This is a genomic window from Paenibacillus sp. FSL H3-0469 (assembly GCF_038051945.1).
In the GTDB taxonomy this organism is placed as follows: Bacteria; Bacillota; Bacilli; order Paenibacillales; family Paenibacillaceae; genus Paenibacillus_AQ.
Genome location: NZ_CP150302.1, coordinates 7,720,734 through 7,744,813 on the forward strand (window position 1 = coordinate 7,720,734; position 24,080 = coordinate 7,744,813).

Consider the following 24,080-nt stretch of genomic DNA (forward strand, 5'->3'; position numbering starts at 1 on the left):
CATACTAAAGATGATGTTATGATTTGGAATGCAAGAATATGTTTCCAGAATCGGAGGGTTATTTAAAGTGGATAATGTACCGCAAGTCAGTCATGCCTTTATGACATTTATGAAGGAAGCGCCGGAGCAGCAGAAAGCCCTTGGCGAAATTGTGAAGAAGCTGGATGCTGCAAGCAGCCTGGATGCCAAAACCGAGGAGATTGCTTATATTTCCGTACTCGCGGCGGTTAGGCTGGAGAGCGGGCTTCCCTTTCATGTCAAGCATGCCAAAGCGCTCGGCGCAACCCGTGACGAGATCATCAGCGCAGTGCTGCTGCCCCTTCCGGCGGTGGGCAATGTGGTGATTCAAGCCCTGCCGGTGGCATTGCAGGCTTATGACAGTGAATAGTGTTCTGTTGTCTGCAAACTCCTCGCGGGATTGACAATTGCTCGAAATGTAACTATTATAGTTGCATCTGGCGGAAGTTTTCCGGCCAGTGTGAAGGAGTGATTGTTATGAACATTAGCACGCGGTTTGCGGTGGCTATTCATATTTTAACCTTAATTGACAGCAACAAAGACGGCAAAAGTACCTCCGAGTGGATCGCCGGCAGCGTGAATACCAACCCCGTAGTGATTCGCCGCCTTACGGGTATGTTGAATAAGGCAGGACTTGTGGAAGTTCGTCCCGGTGTAGCCGGAGCGAAGCTTGCCCGCAGTGCAGCTGATATTACGCTGCTGCAGATTTATAAGGCAGTGAATGCGGTGGAAGAGGACTCTCTGTTCTCTGTCCATGAGCATCCGAACCCGGAGTGTCCGGTGGGCAAGAACATTGCAGGAGCTATTGTTCCTGTGTTCTCTCTTGCACAGAAGGCGATGGAGAATGTGCTGCAGGAGGTCACCCTGGATCAGATCGTACATCAGATTCCTGTAGGGTAAGCCAGGATTTGATGGAAGTGAATTTTAAGGAAACCTTCAGCCCCGCTTTATGTTTTTTTAAGGTTCGGGGAGTATAGTGAAGTTCTCCACCCCCCAGTGGAACCATTTGTGGAAGACCCCGCCGTGCCTCGGCAGGGTTTTTCTTTTTGCTACTATATATATTCATGCATTTTCATTAAACCTTTATGTGTTTTTCATCTGGCCTTAAGCTTCGCTCAGTATAGTAGACCCATGACCCCCTTACAATAGACTTTGGCCCTGCCGGTTACCGGCGGGGCCACTTTTTTTGACGCGTAGCTGTCCTGGCGTTAACTTTACACTGCGATTTCTATCGTTTAGACTGACACATATGTGACAGGATTACAGGAATATAAGGGGAGATCTCATAATGATTCTATTTCAGAACGGGGACCTCAGTGTCCGCAGGCTGGAACAGCAAGATGCGCCGCTGCTCGTACGATGGCTCTCAGACCCGGAGGTGCTGGAATATTACGGGGGCCGTGACCTTCCGCATGATCAGGAGCTGGTGCAGACGACTTTTTATAATCATGAGGAAGAGGAGATTCATCGGGCAATTGTGCAGTTCAAAGGCAGGGACATAGGCTATATCCAGTTCTATCCTGTCGGCAGGGAAGAGCTGATAGAGTACGGTTACGCAGAGTATATGGGAAAAGTCTACGGTATGAATCAATTCATCGGTGAGCCGCAGAGCTGGAACCAAGGCATTGGTTCACTATTAGTAGGCGGGATGGTGAAGCATCTGATTGAAGTGGAGCAGGCAGACCTGATTGTCATGGACCCGCAGTGCTGGAATCATAGGGCACTCAGAGTCTACGAGAAAAACGGATTTGTCCGCGGCAAGCTTTTACCGGAGCATGAACTGCATGAAGGAAAGTGGAGAGACTGTTGGCTCCTTACGTATAAGGCTGCGCATTAATCTAACATACATATAAGGAGATGCTGTTCATGAAGAATCAATATACCGTCCTGGGAGCTGCTCTGATTCTGGGCCTGTGTCTGGTTGCCGGCAGCTTTGTGATCGGTGATCGGATTAGGGCGGGTTATGAGACGCAACTGCCGGCACCTGCCGGAGCGCAGACGGAGAGCCAAGCTGAGGATCATCCGTTAATGACACTTGCAGAGACTGCGCAGTTCCTGCGGCTGAGTGAAGATCAGGTGAAGAATATTATGAAGGCGGAAAATGCAATGTTGCGTAATGACGGACCCTTCGAGGGGACGAAGCTCCCTTATCTCAGAATAGATAATGAGTTCCTGTTCAATAAGCAGCAGTTAACCGTCTGGATTCTGGCTGCTTCGCAGGAGCATAGGGTATACGCGGGGGCGAAGCTGGCCGGGAATTAAGGATCGCTACAGAGTGGAGGGAAGGGCAGAATGAAATTTTTCACAATACCCTGGTATGAAGAAATGCAGGTGCGCGGGTTCATGGTCTTCCCGGAGACAGAGCAGGATTGGGTGGAGGATGTGGCCTGGCATGTGGCGGAAGGGATCAGCTACGAGGAGCGGGCCAAGGATTGTCTGGAATATATGAAAAAAGATCTGCTGAAATATCTTCCCGGGTACTTCCACGCTTCGATACATGACGGAACGATAAATTCCACCTATCCTGCGTCTGAGTTCAAGGAACGGGCCTTGCAGTGGGGCAGGGAATACGATGAACGGATGCAGGTGCTTTTCAGGGAATACCGCAAAGGGTACGAAGCTGTTAAGCATGAACTCCCGGAGGGCGCGGTACAGCTAGTCGAGAAGAGTCTGCATGATGCAAGAGTAATCTCTTATGCCATACCTGCAGAAGGGGTGCTGGAGATGATTCTGGACTGCGGCGGGGCAATGCATTACCAGTGTGAGGTGAAGCTAACGTTCAGCGGTGTGAGCGGACTGCGCTTGCCAGAGCCGCTGGAGAAGAAGTATTGGCTGTATGACGAGATCTATGCCGTGGAGCAGGGGTTCGAGCTACGGGTTCTGATGGATTCCCCGCCGAGTGAACTAAGAATTACTGCACAGGATGTATCGATAGAGATCCTTGGGGAACCTAAGTATATGGAATGACTGTGCTTTCGGAGTTTAGTAGAGCATCAGATTAAAAAGGATGGATAAGCTTGTTAAACCCTATCGACCCAAAATCTAACGGACCGGAGAGATCTTATCCCCGCGAAAGCGCCACTTTTTGCAGCTTAACGGACTCCGTGGAGCTTATAGTCTCTCCATGAGACATTTCGGAGTTGACGTGCAAAGGATAAGGCCTGTGTAGTCCGTTACTTGCCCCATTGGCGACTTTCTTCCCAGATAAGAGCACCTCAGTCCGTTACGCTACGCCAAACGCCCCTGAAGAACAACGCCCGCTTGGAAAAAGATGAAATTCGAAGCGGAATTTCGTCTGCTCCACTATTTTAAATCTGATAAGGTACTGGCCTGTTGGCTGGGCTTTTTTGTTGGACATGACCTGTATTATAAAAGTAATTGACAAACATATATAATGCTACTAATATTAAGTAAGTTAGTATGTAACGGAAATCGAAATTACCTTTGCATGGACAGGATAGGAACAGTTAACACTAACCGTTAATATGCACCGGGGATTGTATTTGAATTAGCATACATTTATTTCAGGAGGGATTCCTATGACAACAACAGCTATTTTACCGCAACAACTGGAAATTGGACTTGTACAGATTCGTGTAAGTAATTTGGAGCGCTCGCTCAGCTTTTACCAGAATGTGATAGGACTGAAAATCCTGCGGCAGCAAGGGCGAACGGCAGAGCTGACGGCGGACGGCCAGCAGGTGCTGCTGGTTCTGCGGGAGATTGAGCAGGCTCAGGTGCTGCGCCGGAACTCGGTAGCCGGACTGTACCATTTTGCAATTCTGCTGCCGGACCGCCCCTCTCTGGGACTGGTGCTGCGCAATCTGATCGACTCCGGGATATCGGTCGGACAGGGGGATCATCTGGTCAGCGAAGCTCTGTACATCGAAGACCCTGACCATAACGGAATCGAGCTGTACCGCGACCGCCCCCGTGACACCTGGAAGTATGAAGCAACAGGCGAGGTGGTCATGACCACAGATCCGGTGGATGTGGACGGTCTGCTGGCTGCCTCGGAAGGACTGAGCTGGACCGGGCTGCCTGCCGGCACTGTAATGGGTCATGTTCACTTCCATGTGGGCGATCTGGCAGAGGCCAAGAAATTCTACGTGGATGCGCTTGGATTCGCGGTGACCGCCCATTATGGCGATGCGGCCATGTTCATTTCGGCTGGAGGCTATCATCATCATATGGGACTGAATACCTGGGCTGGCAAGGGGGCTCCTGCGGCTCCGGCGAATGCGGCGGGTATCGATTATTTTACACTATTGCTCCCTGACATTCAGGAAGTGCATGAAGTGGCTGAACGTGTGAAGCGTGCCGGATACCGTGTTGAAGAAGAAGGCGGTATAGTCACTCTGTGGGACCCGTGGAATATTGGCATACAGCTGCTAGTGAAACGCTAAAATAAAAGGGCGGACAGCATCACGTTACTATTTACTGCTAGACACGCGGCGGACAGCCGTGAATGATAAGGCAACGGAAGGTACGGGCGGAGAATCATAATTTCCGTGGTGCCTTCCGTTTGTTGACGTTAGCCGGGTCACTGCAATATTATAATTGATTATCAGACGGGGAGATGATGGGCTTGGAGACTTTTCTGGCTGTGCTGTTAATGCTTGGATTAATCGCCGTATCGAATATCTTGAACCGCTTCATTCCGTTTGTCCCCGTTCCCCTGATTCAGATCGGACTTGGAATCATTGCTGCACTCATTCCGACGGGAATACATATGCACTTCGAGCCTGAGCTGTTTTTTGTATTATTCATCGCTCCGCTGCTCTTCAATGACGGGCGGCGGACACCGCGCGGTGAGCTGTGGAACCTTAGGGCCCCCATTTTGCTGCTGGCGCTTGGACTTGTGTTTGTCACGGTATTTGTAGCGGGCTATGCAATTAACTGGATGATTCCCTCGATTCCGCTGGCGGCATCCTTCGCTCTGGCGGCTATTCTGTCTCCTACCGATGCGGTCGCGGTGAGTGCGCTGGCTGGAAGGGTTCATCTTCCCAAAAGCATCCACCGGATTCTCGAAGGAGAATCGCTGATGAACGATGCTTCCGGCCTGGTCGCCTTTAAATTCGCGATTGCAGCCATGGTTACCGGTGTGTTCTCTCTGCCTAAGGCCTCGCTCAGCTTTGTGCTGATTGCCGCAGGGGGACTGCTGCTTGGGGCAGTGCTGTCGTTCCTGCTGATCCGGCTCAGCGTGTTCATCCGCAGGTTCGGCATGGAGGATGTGACGATCCATGTTCTGCTGCAGATCCTTACCCCGTTTATTATTTATCTGATCAGTGAGGAGATCGGGGTCTCAGGCATCCTGGCCGTTGTGGCAGGGGGAGTCATGTATGCCATTGAGAAGGACCGGGCAGTCTCTCCGCAATATAAGCTTCAACTGGTATCTGCCAGTACCTGGTCAGTACTGCTGCTGGTGCTGAACGGGCTGGTCTTCCTGATTCTCGGCGTGTCCGTTCCGGATGTGGTCGAGGTTATTTACCGGGATCAGACGCTCAATAACTTCATGGTCGCCGGCTATGTTCTGGCGATCACAGCGCTGCTGATTGTGCTGCGGTTTCTGTGGGTCTATGGGTACTCCTTATGGGAGAGCAAGCGGCTGAAGGCAGAGAAGGCTCCGCTTAAGTCACAGATTATTACATCAATCTCAGGCGTGCGTGGAGCGGTTACCCTTGCTGGTGCTTTTTCGATTCCGTTGGTGCTTGGGGATGGAGTGACGCCATTTCCGGAGCGGGATCTCATTATTGCGCTGGCGGCAGGTGTCATTCTGATGTCGCTGGTCATCGCCAGCATCTTCCTTCCGCTGCTTGCGGACAGTGAAGAGACCATAGTTCAGAGCGCCGGAGCTGTGCACGGGAATACGGAGCTGACGGCCAGAAATGTGGTCATTGACGCCGGGATGTCGATGCTGCGCAGCCTGGTCTCAGAGAGCCCGGAACGTTCAACACAGCCTGTGCTGCTGGAATTCACAGATAAGGTTGACCGGCTGTGTGCTGCCAAACCGGATCATGATCCGGCCCATGAGCAGTTCCTCCGTCTGGGAGTCGAGGCACGCAAGAGTGCGCTCGAAGCTGAACGCACAGAGCTGCGGCGGATTATGGAGAACGGGTCACTGCCGGAGCCTGTTGCTGTGAAAATGGAGGAGCTGCTGGACCATACGGAGTCTCTGCTGTGCAAACGGCTGAATACGCAGATTAGGTTCTCTTTAACAGAAATTCAGCGTCTGTTCTCTGGACTGTTCTCAGGTAAGCTCGGCGGGGAAGAAGGACAGCTCGCTATGCAGAATGCCGAGAGTGCGCGGACGGCGAAGATTGCGATGTGCCAGGCGGCTGTATCCGCCGTTAGTGCGGGAATAAGTGATGAGAATCGGCTCGCCTCACAGAAGGTCATCGACAAGTACGAACGGCTGGAATCCAAGCTGGTACAGGGCGAAGGCTGGATTAATGACGGCGTGCTGGATGATGACAAGCTGGAGCTGAAGCTGCAGGCAATTCAGGAGCAGCGGAATACCGTGCAGGAGATGTACCAGAACGGGGCGATTAATCTTAAGATTGCCGGCAGGCTGCGGCGGTTCGTCGATCAGCTTGAAACCTCAATCTGGGAGGATTAAGCTCAGATCAAGTGGAAACGGCATTGCCGTCCTTTTAAGGACGTATGCAACATATAAATTCTTATATTTGTACAAAGCCCGCTTGCACAAGGACCCGGAGGCCTTGCTGCAAGCGGGCTTGTCTATGCTGCCTGAAGGCTCAGGCTGCTATCTGTGAAATGGAGCGTTACGGTTGTTTGGGCAATTTCCTGAGGCGCATAAAGACTTGGCCCAGCACCTCGCTCAGCACCAGCCCGGTAGCAATGGCCCCGGACAGCAGGAGCGCCTGAACCCCATACTGGATGCCGAGGTTATTATCATTCTCCACGAACCTGCGCATGGCATCATACGCAAGACCGCCCGGCACAAGCGGGATAATGCCGCCGACACTGAAGATGATGACCGGCATCTTGAAGGAACGCGCAAAAAACTGGCTGATCAGTCCAACCACAACGGTAGCACCAAAGGTTGCGACGACAGTATCGGAACTGTAATCCAGCAGCAGGTACAGCATCCAGCCGATCATTCCGGCAAAGCCGCATTGCAGCAGCGCGCGCACCGGCGCATTGAATAGAATGCAGAAGGTTGAGGCAGCGATGAAACTGGTGATCAATTGCAAAATCATGGCAGGAAGACCTCTTTCAAGTGGGTGTTAAAAAATGGACAGGACCAGCCCGATGCCGGTCCCGATGGCGAACGCAGTCAGAAAGGCGTCGGCCCCTTTGGAGATGCCGGATACCAGATGCCCGGCCATCAGGTCACGGACCGCATTGGTGATGAGCAGCCCCGGCACGAGGGGCATTACACAGCCGATAATAATCTTGTCCATCTCCCGTCCCACGCCGAGCTTGACGGAGAAGAAGGCCAGCAATCCAATAATGAAGGAAGCAATGAATTCCGCGAAGAAGCGGATCTGCACCAGACGGTGAAGATAAGTGGCTGCTGCGAAGCCTGTACCGGAGATCAGCAGCGAAGGCAGAGCATCCTGCAGGCTGCCCTTGAACATAACCGTAAAGCAGGCTCCGGTCAAGGCTGCGGCTGCGATCTGTACCCATACCGGGTAAGCATGGGCTGCGTCATCGACCACGCCAAGGCGTTCGCGGGCTTCAGCAGCTGTCAGCTGACGTTCGGTCAGCCGCCGGGAGATGTCATTCACCTCGGATACCTTTTGCAGGTCTGTTGTCCGTTCGGCGATCCGGAACAGCTTCACCGGCTCGGTCCGGCTGGTGGTGAACATAATGACCGTGGGCGTGACGTAGCTATGCGCACCGGGGAAGCCGAGTGCCGCCGCCATCCGGCTCATGGTATCCTCCACACGGTAGGTCTCTGCACCGCTCTGCAGCATGATCTTGCCTGCCAGCAGGCACAGATCGACAATGTCATGTGTGGAAGGGTTGCTATTCGTGCTTGTACTATCCAACTTCGTTAATCCTCCCCGGGAATGTTATCTATTCGATTGTCGCCTGAAAGTCTGAAAATTTCAACCTTTATTCCATAGCTTCCGGCAAATCCCGGGATTTTATCAAAAATAGCGCGGAAATCATGCTTCCGGCGGCCTAATGGTTACTGTCTATTCCTCCAGTGTGCATAATCCTGTAGCCACCCCTCCTGCAATAATCGTCAGAATCGAATGTAAAAAGGTCTCCTTGGAGATCAGAATACCGCCAGCACCGATGATCAGGAAATCCGTCAGGAAGATAATCAGGCCGACATTCAGCGGAAGGTAGCGCTGGATGAATCTGGCGAGGAGGTCGGTTCCGCCTGTACTGGCTTTGAAGCGCAGCATCAGCCCTAGTCCGGTGCCCATCAGGAAGCCGCCGATAATGGCGCTTGAAATGGAGCCCAGCTCAATATAGTACAGGAAATAATACTGGAGCGGAAAGAGCAGCTCGATCAGCAGGGAGGAAGCCAGCAGACCCAGAATGCTGTTGTAAAAGATTTCCCGCTCACGGAACCAGGCCAGCAGGAAGATAGGCAGACTGCATAGCATAATGCACAGTCCGATTTTGGCGCCGGAGATATAATTAATAATGAGGGCAATGCCGATAATTCCTCCATCGAGGATTTTATAGGGGACCAGAAAGAAGTTCGTTCCTGTTGCAATCAGCAGGCTGGCCAGCAGAATAATCACATAGCTTGGGAAGGATCGCATAGTTAACATCTCCGGAATTAAGGCATGTCTTAAACCTTATGCGCCTATCTGGAAAAAAATAGCTAAAATCTCTGCTCTGCCCGAATCAATTGACGATAAAGCAGGTGAAGTCTGAAATGGGTGATTTCTATAAAATACTGGAGACTGATATGGAGCTGCTGGCTGCTGCATTGTCGGAGGTGCCGGTGGCAGTATTGCTGAAGAGCGGATCAGAGGAGCAGCTGGAGACGGGACCGATCAGAGCCTACACGCCGCAATCCGTGCGGATTCGCGGGTTATCCTACTGCCGGGAGCTGCATCAGTTCCGTATCCTTGCCCCGGGTTCCGCCTGGCCATAAACAAACAACCCGGCTGTACCGCTTTGGCGGACAACCGGGTTGTTATGCTTTTATAGGAGTGATAGATAATTAACCGAGAGTGACTACAACCTGGTGTACTGCACCGTCGCCTGCAGGAGCGATAATGTTGCCTTCCACGGCAGTGCCGTCGAGGGTCAGGCTGGCTACGCCTTTGGAGACATGGTTCGGATTCTGGATCGAGATCACATAGGTGTCGCCGCGGAAGACGCGGGTAATCTCGAAGCCGTCCCATTCTGCAGGGATACAAGGGTCAACCTTGAGCCCGGCGAAGTCTGCCTGAATCCCCAGGATAGACTGTGTAATCGCTACATAGTTCCATGCGGCTGTACCTGTGAGCCAGGAGTTTTTCGCTTCCCCGTGACGTACGGCATCTTTACCGGCGATCATCTGGGAGTACACGTAAGGCTCCATACGGTGCACTTCGCTGATGTCCTCCAGGTAGGCCGGAGCGATTTTGCGGTAGATGTCAAAAGCTCTGTCGCCATGTCCAAGGACTGTCTCTGCAATCATGATCCACGGGTTGTTATGGCAGAAGATCCCGGCATTCTCTTTGTAGCCCGGAGGGTACGTGGAGATTTCACCTAAGTTCACATAGTATTTGGAATATGGAGGCTGCTGCAAAACGATACCATAGTCCGTATCCAGACGTTCCTGCACGGAAGTCAGGGCGCGGGCCGCTTCACCGTTCTCTACACCGATACCGGCCATTACGCACATGCCTTGCGGCTCGATGAAGATCTGTCCTTCTTCGTTCTCCTTGCTGCCGATCTTGTCGCCATAGTGGTCATAAGCGCGCAGGAACCAGTCGCCGTCGAAGCCGTGGGACAACGTAATGGCACTCATGTTCTCAATCTTGGCAACAGCGTCAGCGGCTACATCATCCAGTCCGCGCATCCGGCAGATCTCGGCATAGTCCGGTCCTACGAAGACGAACAGACCTGCGATGAACACAGATTCCGCTACGCCGCCTGCGATATTCTCCGTGGTCTGGAACGATTCTCCCGGTTCGGTAGAGAAGCAGTTCAGGTTCAGACAGTCATTCCAGTCCGCGCGTCCGATCAGCGGCAGGCCGTGAGGCCCGAGGTTGTTCGTCACATGCTCGAAGCTCAGCTTCAGATGCTCGAACAGGGTTGCAGTATGATCCGGATTGCTGTCAAAAGGAACCTGCTCATCAAGGATCGAATAGTCGCCGGTCTCCTTAATATAGGCAGCTGTACCAGAGATCAGCCAGAGCGGATCATCGTTGAAGCCGGAGCCGACTTCATTGTTGCCCTTCTTGGTAAGCGGCTGGTACTGGTGATATGCGCTGCCGTCAGGGAACTGGGTAGCGGCGATATCGAGAATCCGTTCTCTGGCACGCTCAGGAATCTGGTGGACGAAACCGAGCAAATCCTGGTTGGAGTCGCGGAAGCCCATACCGCGGCCGATTCCGGATTCGAAGTACGAAGCGGAACGGGACATGTTGAAGGTTACCATACACTGGTACGGATTCCAGATGTTCACCATCCGGTTCAGCTTGTCGTCACCGCTCTTGATCTGGTATTTGGACAGCAGATTATCCCAGTGTGCAGCCAGAACCTCCAGAGCAGCATCCACTTGGGCATCTGTAGCAAACTGATCGATGACAGCCTGGGCAGGCTTCTTGTTAATAACGTTCAGGGCTTCCCATTTCTCATCCTCAGGATTCTCGATATAGCCGAGCACGAAGATGAAGCTTTGTTCTTCACCCGGCTCCAGCGTGATGTCCAGAGCGTGGGAGCCGATTGGCGACCAGCCGCTGGCGACAGAGTTAGTAGCTTCACCGGCAGCAACCGCCTGCGGAGCATCCAGGCCATTGTACATGCCCACGAACGATTCGCGGTCCGTATCGAAGCCGGCAATTTCCTTATTTACAGAATAGAAGGCGTAGTGGTTTCTGCGCTCGCGGTATTCTGTTTTGTGATAAATGACGGAATCCTTCACTTCGACTTCGCCCGTGCTGAGGTTACGCTGGAAGTTGGTCATATCATCGTTGGCATTCCACAGGCAGAACTCGGCAAAAGAGAAGAGCTTCACAGTCTTCTTCACATCGCCTGTGTTCTTAATGACCAGACGGTGGACTTCCGCATTGTGGCCCATCGGTACAAAAGCAAGCTGATTCACGGAAATGCCGTTACGCTCGCCAGTAATGGAAGTGTAGCCCAGACCATGGCGGCATTCGTAGAAATCGAGATCCCGCTTCACCGGCATCCAGCCCGGAGTCCAGAAGTCCCCGCCATCGTGCAGGTAGTAATAGCGGCCGCCGGTATCCAGCGGAATATTGTTATACCGGTAACGGGTAAGTCTTCTCATCCGCGCATCGCGGTAGAAGGTATAACCCCCGGCAGTATTAGAGATCAGGCCGAAAAACTGCTCGTTGCCGAGGTAGTTAATCCAAGGGTAAGGGGTTTTGGGGGTGTTGATTACATACTCTTTGCGGGTGTCGTCAAAATTTCCGAATTTCATGAGAGACAAGTCTCCTTTCGATTGTGAACGCGCGTTTACAAAACGGAGAAAAAATTCCCTTGGGGCAAGGGATTTTTCTGTAACCGGATAAGTGCAATATGCGGTAAAACTTTACGGCTTCTTCGGTGGCTGACAGGAATCCCGGGTAATCAGACTCGCCGGGAAACTGATGGTGCTGAAGGTCGGCTGCTGTGAATCACATAGCTCAATGACCTTCTCGACTGCGGCTTTGGACATTTCATAAATCGGCAGGCGGACGGAGGTCAGCTTGGGATGAATCCGCGCAGCAAGCTGCACATCGTCGAACCCCGCGATGGAGATATCCTCCGGCACGGAAATGCCATGCTCCGAGAACGCTTCCATCGCCGAAATAGCCATATCATCGTTGGAGGAGAAGAAGGCAGTGGGCAGCGGTCCGCCGGACTCCAGCAGCTTCTTCACCTCCTGATAGGCGGTCTCCTTGAGAAAATCACCCTGAAGGACGAAGTCCTGCTGCAGGGCAAGTCCATGGCGCTTCAGCGTATCCTCGTAAGCCATGTAGCGCTCCCGCCCAGAATAAGTATTCATCCGCCCGCAGATCATGCCGATTTCCTGATGGCCGAGGCCGATTAAGTATTCAATGGCTTCAACCGTACCTTCATAATCCTTGGAATTCACAATAGCGAGATGATTACGGTCCAGATGCTCGGACATAATCTCCGAAATGTCATAATCGATCAGCACAAGCGGGGAGCCGAGACCCACCATCTCCCTTACAATCTCGATATCCTTCTGGGTGCCGACAATGATGCCGCCGTCAATCCGCTTCTGCAGGAAGGCCTGCTTGACCTTCAGGAAGTCGTCAGGAGAATAGACGGTGTGAATCAGAACATAACAGCCGCGGGCATTCGACGTATCTACCACAGCATCGACGAACGGGGCAAAATAATTATTCTGATAAATCCGCGTTGCATTCTCCTTCTCGTTCATGCTGATGGCAAACAGCCCGATCGTGTCGGTCTTCTTGCCGGCCAGAGCCCGGGCGAAGCTGTTCGGCTCGTACTGATGCTGTTCAATTACCTTCAGCACCTTGGCCCGGGTCTCTTCAGGGACATTGGAATAGTTGTTGATCACACGGGATACGGTGCTTCGCGAAACCCCGGCTAGCTTGGCAATATCTTCGCTTCGCATAATGTACCCCCTCTAATGTAAACGCGCGTTTATGAATTCATTGTAGAATAAATCTGTCCAGCGGTCAATCGTCCGCCGCAACATTTTTGCCATGCGATAAGAGCGTTTCCACTTGCCGGATTCTCTGATCTGCGTTACAACTAGAGACAAATCATAGCTCCACAGAGCTGCGGGGAGAAGGAGGGCTAATTATCTTTTATTCGTTGAAAAACCGCTTGATCGCGTTCTTTGTTGTGCTGCTGGTGCTGTCCTTCGGCACGATGTCGCTGCTGCTGTTCAATCAGTCACGCATGATTATCCGCTCTTATATCGAATCCTCTGCCCTGGAGAAAATGGACGAGTACGGGTCATTTATCAATATGGCGCTGCAGCAGAGCTATGACTTGTCCTCTCTGGTCTATAACAGTGATATTACCCAGAAATGGGATACCCAGCTTACGAATCCCGCTTCTACCGAAGGACAGAAGATGCTCGCAAGCATTACCATGAGCAAATTCCTGACCCAGACGACCAACAATTATTCGATTGTCTCCTCGGTCAGCATCTACCGGGAGGAGGGGCTGCGGGTCGGAGCCGAGAATCAGGTGATTACAGATACCTCCTTCAGGCAGGAGGCCTGGTACCGCAATTTCATTGAACACAGCAATCACTGGGTTCCGGCCCATACCGATCAGGCGGAGATCAAGGGGGCCAAGCCGTACGAGGTGGTGAGCCTGCTGCTGCCGATAGGTATCTTTGAGCCATCGCTGGCGAGGAATGTAATGAAGGTGAATATCAAGGCGGACTTTCTGCTGGAGCCGCTGAATCGCATACACCTGGGTGAAAGCGGTACCATCTTCCTGCTGAATGAGCAAGGCAGCCCCATTCTGTCCCAGGAGGAGTACAGCGCCTATCCGGAAGCGGCGAAGGAGGTTGACCGGGTCCGGTCAGGCCGGACCTTGCAGGGGGTGAGCTACCTGGAGGATCAGCAGGGTGCCTCTCATATTCTGGTCTATAAAAAGCTGCCCATCACCAACTGGCTTCTGGTGGGCTTTGTCTCGGAGAGGGACCTGTATGCCAATCTGTTCAAGCTTCAGAAAAGCATCATTGTGTTCGCTTCGATTATGCTGATAGCCGCCTTTGTACTGGCTTACTGGATCTCCTACGGGATTACCAAGCCGCTGTCCCGCCTGGTGTCGGCTATGCGCCATGTGCAGAAGGGGGACTTCGCCCAGGCCGAGCGGCTGACCCCGCCTGAGCGCAGGATACGGAGCGAGGTCGATTACGCCACCGATACCTTCCGTAACATGGTCCGGCAGCTGCGGCATCTGATCCGGACCGAGTTCGAACAGAAGCTCCTGCGCCAGCAGGCGGAATATAAGGCGCTGCTGATGCAGATGAATCCGCATTTCCTGTTCAATACGCTGGAGCTGATGAGTAGTCTGGCTATCCAGCAGCGGACGAAGGACACCGTTACGGTCATTGATTCGCTGGGCAAAATGCTCAGATTCTCGCTGCGCATCAGCGAGGATCTGATTCCGCTGCGCGAGGAGTTAAGGTATGTCCGCTATTATATGTCCATTCTGGAAATCCGCTTCGGTCCGGGTCTGGATCTGCAGCTGGAAGAGGAGGGGACACTTGACGATCTGGAAATCGTCAAGTTCCTGCTTCAGCCGCTGATTGAGAATGCGGTGAAATACAGCTTCATTCACCAGGCGCATGCCAAGGTGCGGATAATAGTGAGACAGGACGGGGAACGGCTGGTTCTGTCCGTGGCTGACAATGGCATCGGGATGGACCCGGAACTGCTGCGGCAGCAGCATCATCAGGATATGCGTCAGCAGCTGGAGCAGCTTCTGCAGAGCAGAACGCATCAGATTGGACTGCGTAATGTGCTGGCGAGATGCTGGCTCTATTACGGCGATTTGTTCAGCTTCCGGATCGATTCGGATCAAGACAAGCGGGGCACCTCTATTGAGCTGAGCCTGCCCCTGCAGAGGAGGAATGAAGATGTATCGCGTATTGATCGTGGATGATGAGCCGGAGATCCGTCAGGGCCTGCGGCTCAAGGCGGACTTTGCCGGTCTCGGGATGAGCGTAACCGGTGAGGCAGGCAACGGGCTGGAAGCCATGGAACGGCTGGCCCGTGAGCCGGTTGACATTGTGATCACAGATATGAATATGCCTGTCATGAACGGCGTCTCTGTGCTTGAGGATTGCTACAGGCTCTACCCGGAGCTGAAGCTGATTGTGATTACCGGCTATGAGGATTTCCAGTATGCCAGAGCGGCGGTCCGCAATCAGGCGCGTGATTATTTGCTGAAGCCGGTGACCGGGGATGAACTGACGGCGGTACTCCTGAAGGTGAAGGAGGAGCTGGACCGGGAGCGTAGTGAGCAGGACCGGCAGGCCTTCGCCCAGTGGCGTCTGTCCCAGTATTACAAGGAGATGAAGGAGCATTTCCTGGTGCAGCTTGTCAAAGAGGAGGTGGAGCAGGCGGCTGTGCTGAAGGAGCGTGCCGCACTGTTTGAGCTGGGCGAGTGGGATCTCGCCGATGTACGCTTCGTGACAGCCGGACTCCGCGAACGGACAGGGGATGCACCGGAGGCGCCGGAGCGCACGCCCGGTATGCTGCGTCTGCCGTTTGAGCTGCTGGGCAGAGAATTCGCAGGCGGATACGGCAGTCCTTGCGCTGTATTCCGCGATCCGAATTATCCGGGGCTGGTGCATTATATACTGCAAGATGGTGGAACAGATCTGGCACACTTCAGTGCGGAGCTGGCCGGATGTGTCACCGCACATCTCGGCTACGAGCCGGTCATCGGCTATAGCGGACTCAAGCTTGGCTTCAGCCAGTGGAAGGAAGGCTATCTGGAATCGCTGCTGTCCTGGAATCTCTCGGAGAATGCGGCCATCCCCCTGGCCGCAGGAAGGGCGGAACCGGAACCCGTTCTGACCGATGAGCTGGCACGGACCTTGCGCCGCCTGCTGCTTCAGGGAGAGCGGGACGCCACCCGGCAGACGGTGAGGCGTGAATTGCAGGCAGCCTTCGCCCAGTCGCGGTCCTGCCTGGTGAAGCTGATCTTCCAGCTGTATTTGCTTGTGGATACTGCGGTTGGCGCTGCGGCAGACCGGGGCGGGCAGGCCCAGCAGCTATGGCTGTATCCCGAAATGGTCCATAGGCTGGATTCGGTAGACAAGGCTGAACAATTCCTCATGGAGCTTATAGACCATGCGGACCGTGCGGTGCAGGCTGGCGGAGATGCCGAGGATTCGGTCATCCGTACGGCGACACAATATATCGACAGCAATTACATGTATGATCTCAACCTGACCCAGCTCGCCCAGCGGTTCAATTACAATTCATCGTATTTCTCGGAGCTGTTCAAAGCCAAGGTCGGCCGGAGCTTCATGGCCTATCTGACCGGCACCCGGATGGCCCAAGCCACGCACCTGCTGGTAAGTACAACCCTTGGACTCTGGGATATTGCCGAGCTTACCGGGTTCTCGAATGCCAGCTACTTCAGCGCAAGATTCAAAAAGATGTACGGCATCGCCCCGTCGGACTTCCGCCAGAACCCACCCGAAAAATTCAATAGCCAGCAGCCGAAGAAATAGCATTCAAGCAGGTGGCGCTTCTTCCTATAATGAGCCTATATCCATGAAGAGGAGGAGGCGCATATGAAGACAGCACACAGACCGGCTATGTGGAGAAGGAGCGGCACCGCTTACCTGTTCCTGCTCCCGTGGCTGATCGGATTTTTTGGACTGACCCTGGGCCCCATGCTGGGTTCGCTCTATCTGTCCCTGACCAAGTATAACCTGCTGAACGCCCCGGAATGGCTGGGGCTGGCGAATTACAGGCACATCTTCACGGCAGACGAATATTTCTACCAATCGCTGTCGGTAACCTTCCGGTACGTGCTATTCTCGGTCCCGCTGAAAATGGCCTTTGCCCTCTTGGTCGCCGTTGCCTTGAACAAAGGCATCCGGGCGCTGGGCATCTACCGGACCGTCTATTACATTCCCTCCCTGCTCGGGGGAAGCGTAGCGATCGCGATCGTCTGGCGTCAGATTTTTGACGGGGAAGGGCTGGTCAATCATTTCCTCGGCTGGTTCGGGATCGAGGGTCCGGCCTGGATCGCCCATCCCAGCTACATTCTCTCCACCATCGTCACCTTGTCGATCTGGCAGTTCGGCTCGGCGATGGTCATCTTCCTGGCTGGAATCAAGCAGATTCCGGCTGACCTGTACGAAGCGGCGCAGGTGGACGGAGCCGGGAAGCTGCGGCAATTCGCGCGGATTACACTGCCGATGCTGTCACCTGTGATCTTTTTTAACCTGGTCATGGGGATCATTAATTCCTTCCAGGTCTTCACACCGGGATACGTGATTGGGGATGGGCGGGGCGGTCCGGTCAACTCCACTCTGTTCTATACGCTGTATCTGTATCTCAAGGGCTTCTCCTTCTTCGATATGGGCTATGCCGCGGCTCTGGCGTGGATCATGCTGATCATTATCGGCCTGTTCACCTCCATCGTGTTCATAACCTCCCGGTTCTGGGTGTTCTACGGCGACGGAAAGGACGTGCGATAATTCATGGCTGAATCCAAAATGATCTTCAGGCTCGGCAAGCATGGCGTCATTATTCTGTTCGGGCTGCTGATGCTGTATCCGGTGCTGTGGCTGCTGTCCAGTTCCTTTAAGCCGAATGAGCTGATCTTCTCGGAGCCGGGTCTGTGGCCGTCGAGGTTTACACTGGAGAATTATTTGAATGGCTGGAAGGGTCTGCAGGGCATCTCGTTCAGCCGCTTCTTCCTTAATTCCGCTACCATCTCGGTGCTGTCGGTAATCGGCAATATTCTGACCTGCTCGCTGGCGGCTTACGCCTTTGCCCGGCTGGAGTTCCGCTTCAAAGGTGTGCTGTTCGCCTGCATGCTGGTGACGATTATGCTGCCATACCATGTCCTGCTGATTCCGCAATATATTATCTTCAGCAAGCTGGAGTGGGTGAACACATATCTGCCGCTGATCGTTCCCAAATGGCTGGCGCATGATTCGTTCTTCATTCTGCTGATGATCCAGTTCATCCGCGGCATTCCGAAGGAGCTGGACGAGAGTGCGACCATTGACGGTTGCGGCCAGGGCCAGCTCTACTTCCGGATCATTATTCCGCTGCTGGTTCCGGCGCTGATCACTACAGCGATCTTCACGTTCATCTGGAGCTGGGATGACTTCTTCAGCCAGATGATCTATCTGAGCCGGATCAATCTGTTCACGGTACAACTGGGCATACGTTCGCTCTATGACCCCTCGGGATCATCCGACTGGGGCGCGCTTCTGGCGATGTCCGTGCTGTCGCTTGTGCCGATTATGACGATCTTTATGCTCTTCCAAAAGCATTTCCTGGAGGGCATTGCTACAACCGGCCTGAAATGAGCAAGCGATTACAATTACTCTTGGGGGGACTTAATCATGAAAAAGATCTTGGGTCTTACATTGGCTGCACTACTGCTGACGGGAACGGCCGGCTGCTCCGGCGGGAATAGCGGCAAGCCTGCGGCGGCGGGGAATAAGGATTCCGCTGAGCCATCCGGGGATCAGGTGGAGCTGCGGATCATGTGGTGGGGCGACCAGAAGCGGGCGGACAAGACGAACGAGGCGCTGCGCAAATTCGAGGAGAAGCATCCGAACATTAAGGTAGTCGGGGAGTTCGCCCCGAACTCCGGGTACTTTGACAAGCTGAACACGCAGCTGGCTTCGGGAACGGCTCCTGATGTGTTTTTCCTCGGAGGGAATGTTACCGATTATGCCGATAAAGGCGTGCTGCTGGATCTGCAGCCCTATGTCGGCAAAGAGCTGGATCTGACCGATATGGATCAGACGATGATGGAGTACGGCACGCTTAAGGGCAAGCTGGTGCATATCTCGGCCGGAGCCAATGCCAGAGGCATGGTCCTGAATACCGAGCTGTTCAAAAAAGCGGGCATCGAGCTTCCGGCTGACGGCTGGAGCTGGGAGGATTACGCGAGCATCAGCAAAGAGATCTCTGAGAAGCTGGGCAAGGGCTTCTACGGTACCTATAATTTCACAGTCGAGGGCATGGATATCTATATGAAGCAGCGCGGGAAGCAGGTCTATGACATGGAGAAGGACGCGCTTGGCTTCGGCCAGCAGGATGCTGAGGACTGGTTCAACTACTGGAGCGGGCTGGCGGAGAGCGGAGGGATGGTGACCCCATCGATGCAGGTATCCAATCCGCCGGGGGACACGAGTAAATCGCTGGTGGTGACGGGAAAAGTGGCGATGAGCCTGATTCCGTCCAACCAGTTCGCTGCCCATCAGAATCTGATTCAGGACACGCTGACCATGGTGCAGGTGCCGCGCGGACCTAAGGGAACGGGAGTCGTCTTCGAATCCAGCCAAGGGCTGTCCGGGTATGCGAAGACCGCGCATCCGAAGGAAGTGGCGGAACTCATGAACTACTGGATCAATGATCCCGATGCCGCCCGGATTCTGGGCAGTGACCGCGGCGTGCCGGTGACCTCGAAGATGCGCGATCTGCTGATGAAGGATGCGACTCCGCTGGAGCAGACGGTCTACGACTTCACGAGCCGGGTATCGGAAGCGACGAAGAAGGAGCCTTTTGCCATAAGCTATAATCCGCCAAGCTTCACCGAGTTCACCAAGCTGGCCGAAACCGCTGTGCAGGAGATTGGCTTCGGGCAGAAGGATGTGAAGCAGGGAGTAGAGGACTTCTACAATGGGGCGATGCAGTTATTCGGTGCCAAATAGGCATGAAGGGAGAGAAGCGGTCTGCCCGGGCAAGCTGCTTCTCTGCTGCGGGACGGGCAAAGTGAAGATACAGGAGGGGACAGCATGACTGCTGACAGCATATTACAGCAGCTGCGGAAGATTACCGTAGAGGACAGGATCGGAGCGCTTACAAAGGAAGAGGACCGTGAATCTCTGGAGCAATGGAAGCAATCGGGAGTGGTCTTCGCTGCCTCGTCTGCGGACATGGAGAATGTCTACTATTCCGCGGTGCATAAGCTCATGGATTGTATCGTGCCAATGGATGGGGGCGGCCTGGTCCTGCATGAAGGCGGGGTCTATCTCGGGAGCTGGCTGGAGAGTACCGGCACGATCAGCGCGGAACGGCTGTCACGCTTCATGCCGGAGGTGGCGGAGGCGACCTTCCGGCTATTCGCGGAATATCAGCGGGAGGATGGGCTGATCCCTTACAAGGTAACCCCTGCTGGACCGGCTTACCGGCAGATTCAAATGGTGACTCCGCTGGCCCGGAGTGTCTGGAATCATTATATTGGAACCGGACACAGCAAGGCGTTCCTTGCCGAGATGTACCAGGCGATGAGCAGGTTCGACGCCTGGCTGGCCTCCCGGCGCAATACACGAGGAACCGGCTGCATCGAAGCCTTTTGTACGTTCGATACCGGACATGATCTCTCCCCGCGTTTCTGGCATGTGCCGGATACGCCCCATCTGGAGGATGCGGCCAGGGTTCATCCGGATTCGCCGCTGCTGCCCTTCCTGGCCCCTGATCTAACTGCCAATGTCTATTGCCAGCGGCTATATCTGTCCAGGATCGCAGAGGAGCTGGGGGAGAGCGATGCCGGGTGGCGGGCTAGAGCAGCAGCCAGCAGCCACAGCCTTTTCAGCCATTGCTATGACGGGGAGGATGCATTTTTCTATGACCGTGACCAAGGGGGAAGGCTGGTCCGGGTGCAATCGGATGTCTTGCTGCGGGTACTGGCCTGCGAAGTGGGGGACCGGGAGTTCTTTGATGCTGCCCTGCGCCGTTACCTGCTGAATACCGGCAAGTTCTTCGCCAAATATCCATTCACCTCGCTTGCGATGGATGATCCGAGGTTCGACCCTTCCTCCGGCTATAACACCTGGGGAGGGACAACTAACTTCCTCAGTCTGATCCGTGCGCCGCATGCCTTCGAGCATCATGGGCGTTACGTCGAGCTAACCTGGGTGCTGCAGCCTATTCTGGCGGCATGTTCGCGGATGACGCGGTTTGCCCAGACCTTAAGCCCGTGGACGGGAGAAGAAGGCTATACCGAAGCCTATTCACCGGCCATATTGTGCCTGCTCGATTATGTAGAGCGGTTGTGCGGCATTCTGCCGGCAGGTGGGGGGGAGCTATGGTTCACCTGTCTGCTCCCCTATAATATGGATCACGGCCGGGAGACGGCCCATGAGACAGGCTACCGCCGGATCGTAGATGGAACCGTATTTGAGCTGATTAATACGCATGAACAAGCTGTGATCTACCGCAATGAAGAGGAATACCTGCGCTGTCCGTTTGGAGTGCGTGTGGTGCTGGACCGGGCCGGACACCTGCGGAAGCTGATTGGCATGAGCGTCCGCCAGATTGAAGGAGAGGTCCGGTATCAGGGCAAGAGACTTCCATTTAATGTCAAGGGCAATGAACAGTTGGAGTATGCGGACGGCGGATTTGTCAGCATCAGTGATATCGGAGTGGTCTTGCCGGAATACCGGTAAAGCTTATATAGATATTGCTTGCAATGTGAGGGAAGAAAGGAGAGGCATTCATGATAGATAACCATAACCTGCAGATCAGAGATCCGTTTGTGCTGCCGCTTGCCGGACAGAGGCAGGGAGAGGGACTCTACTATTTATATGGCAGCACCGACAGTAATATCTGGGGCAAGGGGACCGGCTTCAATGCGTATACCGGCAAGGATCTGGAGCATTGGGAGGGGCCATTCCCGGTATTCCGGCCGGGGACGGATTTCTATGCCGAGCGGAATTTCTGGGCACCGGAGGTCTATGAATACGGCGGCAGCTACCTCATGTTCGCTACCTTCCGGCGCAAGGACAATGATCTGCTGGGTACGGCCGTGTTAATCTCGCAACATCCGCTGGGCCCATTCCTCCCGCACAGTGAAGGACCGGTCACTCCGGCGGATTGGAGTTCGCTGGACGGAACACTGCACTTAGATCATCAGGGCCAGCCGTGGATGGTCTTCTGTCATGAGTGGCAGCAGACCGGAGACGGGGAAGTGTGCGCTATGCGGTTAACGGAGGATCTGCGGAGCGCGGCAGGAGAACCCGCCGTGCTCTTCCGGGCCTCGGAAGCTCCGTGGACGACTCCGTTCGTATCTGCGCGTTATACGGATCAGCTCAATTATGTAACCGATGGGCCGTTTCTGTTCAGGTCAAGCGGCGGTACGCTGTATCTGCTGTGGGCCAGCTTCATTAATAACACCTATGCACTGGGCATCGCCCGTTCTGGAAGCGGAGAGATTACAGGGCCGTGGATTCATCAGGAAGAGCCGCTCTATACTAAGGACGGAGGACATGCCATGGTATTTCGCACCTTCAGCCATCAGCTGATGCTGGCGATTCATACACCGAATCAGACGCCGGAGGAACGGCCGGTTTTTGTAGAGCTGGAGGAAGAGAATGGTGTGATGAGGGTGAGGGTGTAAAAAGAAAAACGATTGCCGGTCCATCACGGATCAGCAATCGTTTCATTGCGGTGCGAAGCTTATTCGATATCAATGCTCCATTGTCCGTCTGCTTCTACAGAAAAGACATAAATTCCGTCGGTGTCGATTTTTTCCGCGGTAGAACCGGAATAATTACCAACTTCATTCACCAGCCCGCTATCATTCAATCTGACGATAAAGTTCGATTCACCTGTATGTTTGGAGGTGAACCGGGTCAGCTTGCTTTGCAGCTTTGCAAACACAACATCGTTACCCTTACCGGATAACTTAACCGGTGCGCTCTTGATATTCTCAGGGATGCTCTGCTTAATATCTGCCTTCCAGGAGCCATCCGACTCTACCTTCAGCATATACTTCCCGTCTTCGGGAATCACCACTAAAGACTTGCCCTTGTATGGTCCAATCTCGTTAACAACATATTCTTCAAAGTCTCCAGTTTCATCATACATGTGGATAATAAAGTTAGAATTCCCGGCGTCTGAGGCCTCCACAATTGCGATCCCGCTATTAAGTTGGAAGAACTCCGTAGCCTGGTCTTTTTTTCCTTTGAGATGAACGGCTTCGTCCTTTGCCGCTGCCGGGGCTGGCGTAGCGGTTACAGCCGTTGCTGAATCAGGTAAGCCTTGGTATAACGGGAGCAGCTCAGCATATAGTTTTTGAACAGTTGCCTTGTCATCTTTTTGAATGGCAGTGGCCATTTCCTTGTATTTGCTTTGGTTTTCCTTAATTATAAACTCCATGCTATGGAGAAAATATGCTGAAATATCATCTTTTATTTCTTGGGTAAGCTCCTTTTCCAGATAGCTTTTGGCTAAATCAAGTCCTCTCGATCCAAACTCCTGGTCTGCTTCTAGGTAGGTCATATCAGTATCCCCGCCAGAGGGTGCATCCGTTTCATCGGGTGTAGGTGTGGGATCCGGATAGCGGGCGGCAACGGAAGCAGGCAGAACTCCACCAATTTTCGTAAAAATCTTCTTTACATTTTGCACATCATTTTTCTCAATAGAGTCAGCAATCTCCAGATAAGTGAAGGTATTCTCTTTATCCTCTCTGGCCTTAATCCGGATGTTCTCGGCAATTTCTTTGGACGACTCAGCATTCCAAGCACTGGTGCCGAAGTTCTCCAGGTATTCCTGCGTCTTATCCTTCACAGAGAAGTTCTTCAGTTCTGGTGCTGGAGTAGGAGACGCAGTCGGTGCAGCAGAAGGAGTCGCGGTTGCAGCTTGCGTAACCTCAGCAGACCCGCCACATCCACTTAATATCACCGGTGACGCTAAAAGAGCAAAAGCTAAAGTCATTTTGGTTAATTTTCCGTACATCAGTAATTTCCCCCAAATGTTTAATCATACTTAGCCAGTATATCAAAATTGGATTATTTCTACAGTAAAATTTAATAGAACTTTGCATTCCTTACACAAACGTGCCAAACTTGATATGATTAGGATATAGACTTGTATCATGTTGAATTAGGGGGATGTAAGCTGTGTATATGACAGGTTTTGGGTCCTTGCTTGCTGGAGGATTCAGTATTTTTGCTCTTTTGCTCTGGTTGACTTGTTTGGGGATGGGGATATATTTATTCGTTCTGGTGGTGAAGCTGGCACGCAGAGGAATTATCGCGCTGGACTTGTACAATCACTCCAAAAATCTGGAAATCCGCGACCGCTACGAATCTGTTGGGCGGCGAGATGGACTCTAAGTGTAGTTTAGAGTACATAGGAGTATCGAATGCCCTGCCGGATTGGCAGGGTATTTCTTTGGCTTGACAGCCTTCTAAGGGGTATGTTGCATCTGGTGGCAGGATTTATTATACTCCC

General features: G+C 53.4%; 22 protein-coding genes. 16 read left to right on the forward strand and 6 right to left on the reverse strand.

Annotated elements, in window-relative coordinates; all coding sequences use genetic code 11:
- The first annotated feature begins 28 nt into the window (after positions 1-28).
- The 7 genes from NSS83_RS33425 (at position 29) to NSS83_RS33455 (ending at position 6,637) form a co-directional block, all read left to right on the forward strand.
- A complete protein-coding gene (locus NSS83_RS33425; RefSeq protein WP_341347431.1) occupies positions 29-388 on the forward strand; it encodes a carboxymuconolactone decarboxylase family protein in 360 nt (119 codons plus the stop codon).
- A 107-nt stretch (positions 389-495) separates the two neighbouring features.
- A complete protein-coding gene (locus NSS83_RS33430; protein ID WP_341021047.1) occupies positions 496-918 on the forward strand; it encodes an Rrf2 family transcriptional regulator in 423 nt (140 codons plus the stop codon).
- A 388-nt stretch (positions 919-1,306) separates the two neighbouring features.
- Positions 1,307-1,855: a GNAT family N-acetyltransferase gene (locus NSS83_RS33435; protein ID WP_341347432.1), complete on the forward strand. Its 549-nt coding sequence runs from the start codon at positions 1,307-1,309 to the stop codon at positions 1,853-1,855.
- A gap of 29 nt (positions 1,856-1,884) precedes the next feature.
- Positions 1,885-2,280 (forward strand): hypothetical protein, encoded by a 396-nt coding sequence (locus NSS83_RS33440; RefSeq protein WP_341347433.1) that lies wholly within the window; start codon positions 1,885-1,887, stop codon positions 2,278-2,280.
- 30 nt (positions 2,281-2,310) lie between these two features.
- A complete protein-coding gene (locus NSS83_RS33445) occupies positions 2,311-2,985 on the forward strand; it encodes a DUF4085 family protein (protein WP_341186345.1) in 675 nt (224 codons plus the stop codon).
- Between the two features lie 572 nt (positions 2,986-3,557).
- Positions 3,558-4,424 carry a VOC family protein gene (locus NSS83_RS33450; RefSeq protein ID WP_341347434.1) on the forward strand — a complete coding sequence of 289 codons (867 nt, stop codon included), beginning with the start codon at positions 3,558-3,560 and terminating at the stop codon, positions 4,422-4,424.
- Between the two features lie 182 nt (positions 4,425-4,606).
- A complete protein-coding gene (locus NSS83_RS33455) occupies positions 4,607-6,637 on the forward strand; it encodes a Na+/H+ antiporter (protein WP_341186343.1) in 2,031 nt (676 codons plus the stop codon).
- A gap of 166 nt (positions 6,638-6,803) precedes the next feature.
- On the opposite strand, the gene NSS83_RS33460 is transcribed toward NSS83_RS33455, so the two are convergent.
- The 3 genes from NSS83_RS33460 to NSS83_RS33470 form a co-directional block, all read right to left on the reverse strand.
- Entirely contained in the window at positions 6,804-7,241 is a 438-nt protein-coding gene (locus tag NSS83_RS33460) for a threonine/serine exporter family protein (protein ID WP_341186342.1), read from the reverse strand.
- 27 nt (positions 7,242-7,268) lie between these two features.
- A complete protein-coding gene (locus NSS83_RS33465; RefSeq protein ID WP_341186341.1) occupies positions 7,269-8,036 on the reverse strand; it encodes a threonine/serine exporter family protein in 768 nt (255 codons plus the stop codon).
- Between the two features lie 150 nt (positions 8,037-8,186).
- Entirely contained in the window at positions 8,187-8,768 is a 582-nt protein-coding gene (locus NSS83_RS33470) for a YitT family protein (RefSeq protein ID WP_341186340.1), read from the reverse strand.
- A 116-nt stretch (positions 8,769-8,884) separates the two neighbouring features.
- Here NSS83_RS33470 and NSS83_RS33475 point away from each other — a divergent pair, with 116 nt between their 5' ends.
- On the forward strand, positions 8,885-9,106 hold the full coding sequence (locus NSS83_RS33475; RefSeq protein ID WP_341347435.1) for a hypothetical protein: 222 nt from the start codon (positions 8,885-8,887) through the stop codon (positions 9,104-9,106).
- Between the two features lie 69 nt (positions 9,107-9,175).
- Here the strand turns inward: NSS83_RS33475 and NSS83_RS33480 are convergent, their stop codons facing one another.
- Positions 9,176-11,611 carry a glycosyl transferase gene (locus NSS83_RS33480; RefSeq protein ID WP_341347436.1) on the reverse strand — a complete coding sequence of 812 codons (2,436 nt, stop codon included), beginning with the start codon at positions 11,609-11,611 and terminating at the stop codon, positions 9,176-9,178.
- A gap of 111 nt (positions 11,612-11,722) precedes the next feature.
- The gene (locus NSS83_RS33485) at positions 11,723-12,781 is read right to left on the reverse strand and encodes a LacI family DNA-binding transcriptional regulator (protein ID WP_341347437.1); all 1,059 of its coding nucleotides are present in this window, start codon (positions 12,779-12,781) and stop codon (positions 11,723-11,725) included.
- Between the two features lie 215 nt (positions 12,782-12,996).
- Here NSS83_RS33485 and NSS83_RS33490 point away from each other — a divergent pair, with 215 nt between their 5' ends.
- The 7 genes from NSS83_RS33490 (at position 12,997) to NSS83_RS33520 (ending at position 22,242) form a co-directional block, all read left to right on the forward strand.
- Complete coding sequence (locus NSS83_RS33490; RefSeq protein ID WP_341347438.1) at positions 12,997-14,796, forward strand: sensor histidine kinase; 1,800 nt, start codon at positions 12,997-12,999, stop codon at positions 14,794-14,796.
- Positions 14,771-16,378, forward strand: a complete 1,608-nt coding sequence (locus tag NSS83_RS33495) for a response regulator (RefSeq protein WP_341347439.1) — start codon at positions 14,771-14,773, stop codon at positions 16,376-16,378. Before NSS83_RS33490 ends, NSS83_RS33495 begins: the two co-directional genes overlap by 26 nt.
- Before the next feature lie 63 nt (positions 16,379-16,441).
- Complete coding sequence (locus NSS83_RS33500; RefSeq protein ID WP_341347440.1) at positions 16,442-17,356, forward strand: sugar ABC transporter permease; 915 nt, start codon at positions 16,442-16,444, stop codon at positions 17,354-17,356.
- A 3-nt stretch (positions 17,357-17,359) separates the two neighbouring features.
- On the forward strand, positions 17,360-18,199 hold the full coding sequence (locus NSS83_RS33505) for a carbohydrate ABC transporter permease (RefSeq protein WP_341186333.1): 840 nt from the start codon (positions 17,360-17,362) through the stop codon (positions 18,197-18,199).
- Positions 18,200-18,232: 33 nt separating this feature from the next.
- Positions 18,233-19,555, forward strand: coding sequence for an extracellular solute-binding protein (locus NSS83_RS33510; RefSeq protein ID WP_341186827.1), 1,323 nt, complete (start codon positions 18,233-18,235; stop codon positions 19,553-19,555).
- Between the two features lie 84 nt (positions 19,556-19,639).
- A complete protein-coding gene (locus NSS83_RS33515; RefSeq protein WP_341347441.1) occupies positions 19,640-21,292 on the forward strand; it encodes a hypothetical protein in 1,653 nt (550 codons plus the stop codon).
- A gap of 50 nt (positions 21,293-21,342) precedes the next feature.
- Positions 21,343-22,242 (forward strand): glycoside hydrolase family 43 protein, encoded by a 900-nt coding sequence (locus NSS83_RS33520; protein WP_341347442.1) that lies wholly within the window; start codon positions 21,343-21,345, stop codon positions 22,240-22,242.
- A 59-nt stretch (positions 22,243-22,301) separates the two neighbouring features.
- On the opposite strand, the gene NSS83_RS33525 is transcribed toward NSS83_RS33520, so the two are convergent.
- The gene (locus tag NSS83_RS33525) at positions 22,302-23,582 is read right to left on the reverse strand and encodes a hypothetical protein (protein WP_341186330.1); all 1,281 of its coding nucleotides are present in this window, start codon (positions 23,580-23,582) and stop codon (positions 22,302-22,304) included.
- Between the two features lie 170 nt (positions 23,583-23,752).
- On the opposite strand from NSS83_RS33525, the gene NSS83_RS33530 reads away from it, so the two are divergent.
- The gene (locus tag NSS83_RS33530) at positions 23,753-23,962 is read left to right on the forward strand and encodes a hypothetical protein (protein ID WP_341186826.1); all 210 of its coding nucleotides are present in this window, start codon (positions 23,753-23,755) and stop codon (positions 23,960-23,962) included.
- Positions 23,963-24,080: the final 118 nt, after the last annotated feature.

Coding starts and splice junctions, on each gene's coding strand:
- NSS83_RS33425 (WP_341347431.1), top strand. CDS start 29: ATGCAAGAATATGTTTCCAGAATCGGAGGGTTATTTAAAGTGGATAAT.
- NSS83_RS33430 (WP_341021047.1), top strand. CDS start 496: ATGAACATTAGCACGCGGTTTGCGGTGGCTATTCATATTTTAACCTTA.
- NSS83_RS33435 (WP_341347432.1), top strand. CDS start 1,307: ATGATTCTATTTCAGAACGGGGACCTCAGTGTCCGCAGGCTGGAACAG.
- NSS83_RS33440 (WP_341347433.1), top strand. CDS start 1,885: ATGAAGAATCAATATACCGTCCTGGGAGCTGCTCTGATTCTGGGCCTG.
- NSS83_RS33445 (WP_341186345.1), top strand. CDS start 2,311: ATGAAATTTTTCACAATACCCTGGTATGAAGAAATGCAGGTGCGCGGG.
- NSS83_RS33450 (WP_341347434.1), top strand. CDS start 3,558: ATGACAACAACAGCTATTTTACCGCAACAACTGGAAATTGGACTTGTA.
- NSS83_RS33460 (WP_341186342.1), bottom strand. CDS start 7,241: ATGATTTTGCAATTGATCACCAGTTTCATCGCTGCCTCAACCTTCTGC.
- NSS83_RS33470 (WP_341186340.1), bottom strand. CDS start 8,768: ATGCGATCCTTCCCAAGCTATGTGATTATTCTGCTGGCCAGCCTGCTG.
- NSS83_RS33475 (WP_341347435.1), top strand. CDS start 8,885: ATGGGTGATTTCTATAAAATACTGGAGACTGATATGGAGCTGCTGGCT.
- NSS83_RS33480 (WP_341347436.1), bottom strand. CDS start 11,611: ATGAAATTCGGAAATTTTGACGACACCCGCAAAGAGTATGTAATCAAC.
- NSS83_RS33485 (WP_341347437.1), bottom strand. CDS start 12,781: ATGCGAAGCGAAGATATTGCCAAGCTAGCCGGGGTTTCGCGAAGCACC.
- NSS83_RS33495 (WP_341347439.1), top strand. CDS start 14,771: ATGTATCGCGTATTGATCGTGGATGATGAGCCGGAGATCCGTCAGGGC.
- NSS83_RS33500 (WP_341347440.1), top strand. CDS start 16,442: ATGAAGACAGCACACAGACCGGCTATGTGGAGAAGGAGCGGCACCGCT.
- NSS83_RS33505 (WP_341186333.1), top strand. CDS start 17,360: ATGGCTGAATCCAAAATGATCTTCAGGCTCGGCAAGCATGGCGTCATT.
- NSS83_RS33515 (WP_341347441.1), top strand. CDS start 19,640: ATGACTGCTGACAGCATATTACAGCAGCTGCGGAAGATTACCGTAGAG.
- NSS83_RS33520 (WP_341347442.1), top strand. CDS start 21,343: ATGATAGATAACCATAACCTGCAGATCAGAGATCCGTTTGTGCTGCCG.
- NSS83_RS33525 (WP_341186330.1), bottom strand. CDS start 23,582: ATGTACGGAAAATTAACCAAAATGACTTTAGCTTTTGCTCTTTTAGCG.
- NSS83_RS33530 (WP_341186826.1), top strand. CDS start 23,753: ATGACAGGTTTTGGGTCCTTGCTTGCTGGAGGATTCAGTATTTTTGCT.